At 41.4% G+C, this 6,250-nt stretch carries 6 protein-coding genes and 1 other annotated feature; of the genes, 5 read left to right on the top strand and 1 reads right to left on the bottom strand.

The window, feature by feature from the left end:
- Positions 1-13: 13 nt before the first annotated feature.
- The 4 genes from BW724_RS05730 to perR all read left to right on the top strand — a co-directional run bounded on the left by BW724_RS05730 (position 14) and on the right by perR (position 2,979).
- Positions 14-403 carry a hypothetical protein gene (locus BW724_RS05730; protein WP_088074331.1) on the top strand — a complete coding sequence of 130 codons (390 nt, stop codon included), beginning with the start codon at positions 14-16 and terminating at the stop codon, positions 401-403.
- 221 nt (positions 404-624) lie between these two features.
- A complete protein-coding gene (locus tag BW724_RS05735) occupies positions 625-1,110 on the top strand; it encodes a hypothetical protein (protein WP_088074332.1) in 486 nt (161 codons plus the stop codon).
- A gap of 978 nt (positions 1,111-2,088) precedes the next feature.
- Entirely contained in the window at positions 2,089-2,388 is a 300-nt protein-coding gene (locus BW724_RS05740) for a cyclic-di-AMP receptor (RefSeq protein WP_088074333.1), read from the top strand.
- A gap of 153 nt (positions 2,389-2,541) precedes the next feature.
- On the top strand, positions 2,542-2,979 hold the full coding sequence (gene perR, locus BW724_RS05745; RefSeq protein ID WP_088074334.1) for a peroxide-responsive transcriptional repressor PerR: 438 nt from the start codon (positions 2,542-2,544) through the stop codon (positions 2,977-2,979).
- A gap of 494 nt (positions 2,980-3,473) precedes the next feature.
- On the opposite strand, the gene BW724_RS05750 is transcribed toward perR, so the two are convergent.
- Positions 3,474-3,824, bottom strand: a complete 351-nt coding sequence (locus tag BW724_RS05750) for a YgzB family protein (protein ID WP_088074335.1) — start codon at positions 3,822-3,824, stop codon at positions 3,474-3,476.
- 159 nt (positions 3,825-3,983) lie between these two features.
- On the opposite strand from BW724_RS05750, the gene BW724_RS05755 reads away from it, so the two are divergent.
- The gene (locus BW724_RS05755) at positions 3,984-4,871 is read left to right on the top strand and encodes a nucleotidyltransferase-like protein (RefSeq protein ID WP_088074336.1); all 888 of its coding nucleotides are present in this window, start codon (positions 3,984-3,986) and stop codon (positions 4,869-4,871) included.
- A gap of 729 nt (positions 4,872-5,600) precedes the next feature.
- Positions 5,601-6,159, top strand: a sequence feature (16S ribosomal RNA rRNA prediction is too short).
- The last annotated feature ends 91 nt before the right edge of the window (positions 6,160-6,250 follow it).

A 6,250-nucleotide genomic window follows, 5' to 3' on the forward strand; every position in this document is an offset into this window, starting at 1 on the left:
GGAATGATCTGTTGTGAAAAAAATAGTCTATTTATTAATGCTCATTGTCATGCTTTTTCTAATCGGATGTAGTGATGATCGGAAGGAGTCCCATTCATTTAGCCCAGCAATGGCTGCATCAGGTATGAGTTTTTTAGCAGGAACAAATGAGGTTTTCTATGGAGATTTCGAGGAGTTGTTTGATCCCCAATTGGACGCGAGCTTCGTCCGTGAAAAATATGAGTTAGTGAATCGAACGAAAGCAGATCGTTCCTCCATTTCTACGCTAGCATACATTACATACGAAAACGGGAAGTCTCTGCTTGTTCAACTCCGCCATGATCCGGATCCGGACAAATACTATATTTATAATGTCATCGAAGTTCCAGAAGACGTGGCCGCATTTTTTGAAGAGGAGCTGTAGGTCTAGTAGTTGAAACGAGGGCTGTCGCGGGAAGTCATATACAAAAAACTAGTGAAGAATACACATGACGTGCATCTACAAAAATATAGTGGGTAGGGAAAATGATGTCGACTATCTACAAAAAAATGGAAAAAAGTCATTCCATGTCGAACCTTCCTATTATATAATAGAAGCAAATGATAGATTTCTAATGTTAATAACATAATTGAGTGGGTGACGTCTTGAAGCAGTTTATTCCCTTTATTTTAATCGCAGCAATCGTTGGTGGAATTATGTTCTTTATGAATGATGACTATGAGATAGAAGAATTTGAACCCACAATGTCAATGGAGCAGCACACCCGAACGTGGGATATTAGTCTGTTTGTAGAAGAAGTGGACGATGATTTAGAGATTGGGCTGAAGCTCGATGCCAAGGACGAAGAGATGGAGCTAGAAGCTATTGAGTTTTTTCTCATCTCCATGTCGGAGGGTATTTTCTACCAAGACTTAGAGGTGGAAAACTTTGATGGAACTATTCAATATGCTGAGTTATGCACGTTTTGTGGAGAAGAAGACGAGGAAGATGGCTTGTTTTCGTATTCACATTATATGCCATATCTATCTGTAGTAATTAATTGGCGTGAAGCGCATGGCTTTATCCAAACGGATTATGTGGATTTCGATATGTTCAATTTCAGGGAACGATTACATGGAGAACTGGAGTAGGTATTGTGGTGGGAAGGGAATAAGGACAGGAGTAGGAAGCGGAATATGCTCATAAGTAAGGACTGTTATAGGAATAGGTAGCGTAATTTGCTCAGAAACAAGCACTGTTATGGCGAGCGGGATATGCTTAGAATAGGTTTAGGTTAAATCACTAATTCCTTTACTTATGAGGCATTTGTCCAATCCTGAATATACGATTCTCATACACTAACATTACATGGTGACATAACGATCCCTCTGAATTTTAATTGATCTGGTGCTCTCTGTTGTTATCGAGACGAAAGGAATACCTTCGTCTCGATTTTTTCTGTTTACATAGTGTGGATAGGACTGCGTCGTGGGAACGCTGAACCCGCCATCCAGGGCTCAAAATGTGTCATCGGCGTGAACAACCTCGATTCTGGCGCGTAAGAGGGGCAAATCGGCGCGTAAGACAGCAAAATCCGCGCGTAGAACGGGGAAATCGGCGCGTGGAACCGCCACCCCCGGGTCAAAATGTGAAAACGGCGTGAACAACCCCGATTCTGGCGCGTAAGGCCGTCAAATCGGCGCGTAGAACTGCAAAATCCGCGCGTAGGACGACGAATTCGGCGCGTAGAACCGCCGTCCCCGGGTCAAAATGTGAAAACGGCGTGAACAACACCGATTCTGGCGCGTAAAACCGCTAAATCCGCGCGTAGAACAGCGAAATCCGAGCGTAGAAGCCCAAAACTTGAGCATACCCCAGCACAACCCGCGCAAAAAACCATCTCTCCTGTGCGAAACGCCCTCCTCCTGCACGAAAACACCCCTCCCCCTCTCATTTTTTAACACCTTTGAGATAGAAAGGTCGTAGTTTATAATAGAAGTATAAATTTTTTCGCAGGCAACAAAAAAATTAAAGGGTTTTGTCCGTGGGCGGAGAATATTACTTCCAAATGATCCGTCTAAAGACACATAACTGATAACATATCCTTTAAAAAGCCGGAGGGGAATAGCATGAAGCTGATGATTTGTGTGATTCATGATCGATATGCAGATGAAATAGAGCAAGGTTTGAAGTCGAAAGGTTACCGTATGACTGAACTGGCGAGTAGCGGGGGTTTTCTTAAAAAAGGTAATACGACGTTCTTACTTGGTGTGGACAACAAAGATGTGAAGGCTCTCCAAAGTGAAATGAAGGAGATCTGTACAAAGGTGGAAGAGAAAAAAGGGAAGCTAAAGGGGAAAGAAAGTAGGTATACGTCCTTTGTCGTTGATGCGAAAGATAGCTTGCCATTTTTGACCCAAGGGAAGTAGTCCTAGCAAACTTCGAATTTTTATGAATGAAAAGTAAATAATATTATATATATGGTATAGAAGTTGTTAAGATTGACAAAGATAATTTTCATTATGTATACTAATTGTAAAGATTATAAAGTAAGAATGTTTACTTGGAAGAGGTGAAGCTAAATGGAAAACCATCGACTTCAAGAAGCGTTAGATTCTTTAAAAAGTACAAAGGTTCGTATGACGCCGCAACGCCACGCTATTTTAGAATTTTTATTTAACGCAAAGACTCACCCAACAGCCGACGATATATATAAGGCTTTGGAAGGGAAATTCCCGAATATGAGTGTTGCGACGGTATATAATAACCTTCGTGTTTTTAAAGAAGTCGGTCTGGTTAGAGAATTGACTTATGGCGACTCTTCCAGCAGATTCGACAGTAACACTTCTGATCATTATCATGTCATCTGCGAAGATTGTGGGAAGATTGTAGATTTCCATTATCCAGGATTAGATGAAGTTGAAACGTTAGCAGAACATGTAACAAACTTTAAGGTGAAGGAGCACCGTATGGAAATTTACGGCGCTTGCCCAGAATGCCATAAACTGAAACAACATTAAGATTTGTACTGGATTTCCAAAGGGGAGTCCAGTTTTTTTGTTGTTGAAATGCCCCGCCCAAACAACAGCATTTCATGAATAGCTTTCTATTTGTTGATGCGCGGAAACCTGGCCAAGCAAGAATGCATGATAATGGGAAAAACATAGCTTTCCCTTCTCCACAACTGACCACCGTACAAATCAAAAACACCCCTCATACTCTCCATAGAGTGAGGGGCGCTTCATCACTTTCGATCGCAATCGAATCAACAAATTAATATGAACTAACAGTTTGCAGCCATAGTCTCTTCAGCTGTCGCATTCAGAAAATGTGATGTCGAACGTATTTAGCAATAACAGATGGCTACGTAGCCAACAACCGATGTCTAGCGCGCCAATCACGATACCGAGCGTAACAACCGATGACGATCGCAGCAACCGCGACCCTGAATGCGGAAACTGCGATAACAACCACATTCACCATCCGAATCACCAACCGCCGCAACACCTAAAATCTATTTCTTCTTTTTATTATAATCCTCATCAAACTCTTTGCCCTCTAGTGCCTTATCTAAAGTTAACGGTTCATTACAGAACATACAGGCATCTACGCGCCCCAGCATCTTCGTTTCCTTACCGCAACTAGGACAGGTGACATGAACCGCTTTGGAAGACATCATGCCGATCCAAAAATAAATAACTGTACTTGCGATAATACTTAAAAAACCAAGAAGCATGAAAAGTGTCATAAAGAACGGACTAGTTTGAAAAAATATACCTAAGTACATAATTACAATTCCAGCGAAGATAAGTACGAGTGCAAATGTGCGAATTTTATTAATTTTATTTGAATACTTTACTCCCATAATAAACAACCTCCCTAATTTGAGAGTATAGCACATATTTGTGAACAATCGCTATGAAAGACGTGCGTCTAAAGAATTTATGGAAGGTATTTTTTCAGCTTCGTCGAAAATATGTTGAGAGGGAATATTTATATTTTGATTTTAGGAGGAGTTCACCTCATGGATGATTTATTAAGACAACTTTATCAAGACCGCTCAAGCGATAAAAATACATTAGGTATTATTACAATGGAAAAGAGATCTAATATGGATGCCAACACAGATTACTTCGACTGCGTCCTACTAGTGATCGTTTCTGAGGAAAGACCTAACTGGGAAGTGAAGCACTATGCCTATAATGGCTATAAAGTAGCTATGCACCTGGTGAATACAAAGCAAATACACGACTGGCTTACTAATAGTACAAATAGAAGAGTCGTGGATTGGCTCATGAACGGCAAGATTGTTTTTGACCGCAATGAATTTACGAAGAACTTTAGACAGTCTATGATCGACTTCCCTTATGAAGAACGTAAGGTTCGGACAGGCGTCGAGTTTTCAAAACTCATTAGACGTTTTACAGACGGGAAAGTACTATTTCACGAAGGACACTATCTAGACGCCTATAATCAAATCGTTCATGCTTTGCATCATCTGGCGCGGCTATCTATTATCGAACACGGATTTTATCCGGAAGTAACCGTGTGGCAGCAAGTAAAGCAAATTGAGCCTGAAATCTATAAGCTATACTCTGAGCTTGTTCAAGGCGATGAATCTATCGAGAAAAAACTCGAGCTGCTTCTCATTGCCAATGAATTCGGTTTGATGAAAAAGACGAAACTCGGCAGTGCTCATATATTAGAATTGCTCAAATCGAAACAAGGACCTTGGACAATAGAAGAAATTAAACAGCAAGTGGGCATAGACGATTATTCTTTAGATTTAAGTATCCTTCTAGAATATCTGATTCAAAAAGGATATGTTGATGTGGTGAAAACAGAAACGAAAGGAAAGACGATCTTCCATCGTCATTACATTGTTAATGAAGTAGTTGGAACCGAGAACTAACATAGGAAAGCATAAGGCCTCTCTGTGAAGGGAGGCTTTTTGGTGAAAAAAATTAAGTCGTACAGAATAAACGTTGGCAATATCTATGTGTTTATTCATGTGAATCGCTGGGAAGGGAGTGGTAGTGAAAGGATTGTATCTACATAAAGGAAGGAATGCAGAGTGGGCAAAAAAAGGTTGAGAAGATGACAGGTGTTTTAAGATCCTTCTATATTATAGATAGTTTTGAAATTCGGTAACTGTTTAATAGGATCTTTGAGACGAGGTAGGGAGTACTTTCGTATGGAGAGATGAAGATATTGTTCTTGGAAAACGAAGGTCGTGAAAGGGGTAAGAGGGAATTGTTGTAGAAAATTGTATTTGCATATTGAAAATGTAAGATAGGTGTGGTAGATTATATATCCGCCCATCAAAACATGTCCATTTGAAGAGAAAAAAGAATGTTGACTTTTACTTTTGAGGGTGTTATATTATTACTTGTCGCCAAAAACGACACAACAAACTTTCTTGAAAAAGTTGTTGACGGAAACTTGGAAAGATGTTATGATATTCAAGTCGCTGTCAAACGACGCTTTAAGAAAATTGACCTTTGAAAACTAAACAAAAAGCCAAGCGAAGTGGGATAAGAAGTTATTTCATATTATATGAAGTGATGAAGAATATCCCGTCAATGAATTACAAAATTAGCCAGATGGAAATCTGCAGCTAGACATCAAACACTTTATTGGAGAGTTTGATCCTGGCTCAGGACGAACGCTGGCGGCGTGCCTAATACATGCAAGTCGAGCGAACTTCTTTAAAGCTTGCTTTAGAGAAGTTAGCGGCGGACGGGTGAGTAACACGTGGGCAACCTGCCTTACAGACTGGGATAACTTCGGGAAACCGAAGCTAATACCGGATGATCAAATGAACCGCATGGTTCAATTGTAAAAGTTGGGATTTATCCTAACACTGTGAGATGGGCCCGCGGCGCATTAGCTAGTTGGTGAGGTAACGGCTCACCAAGGCAACGATGCGTAGCCGACCTGAGAGGGTGATCGGCCACACTGGAACTGAGACACGGTCCAGACTCCTACGGGAGGCAGCAGTAGGGAATCATCCGCAATGGGCGAAAGCCTGACGGTGCAACGCCGCGTGAACGATGAAGGTCTTCGGATTGTAAAGTTCTGTTGTTAGGGAAGAACAAGTGCCATTCGAATAGGTTGGCACCTTGACGGTACCTAACCAGAAAGCCCCGGCTAACTACGTGCCAGCAGCCGCGGTAATACGTAGGGGGCAAGCGTTGTCCGGAATTATTGGGCGTAAAGCGCGCGCAGGCGGTCTCTTAAGTCTGATGTGAAAGCCCACGGCTCAACCGTGGAGGGTCATTGGAAACTGGG

It is taken from the genome of Litchfieldia alkalitelluris (genome assembly GCF_002153425.1).
GTDB classification, from domain to species: domain Bacteria; phylum Bacillota; class Bacilli; order Bacillales; family Salisediminibacteriaceae; genus Evansella; species Evansella alkalicola.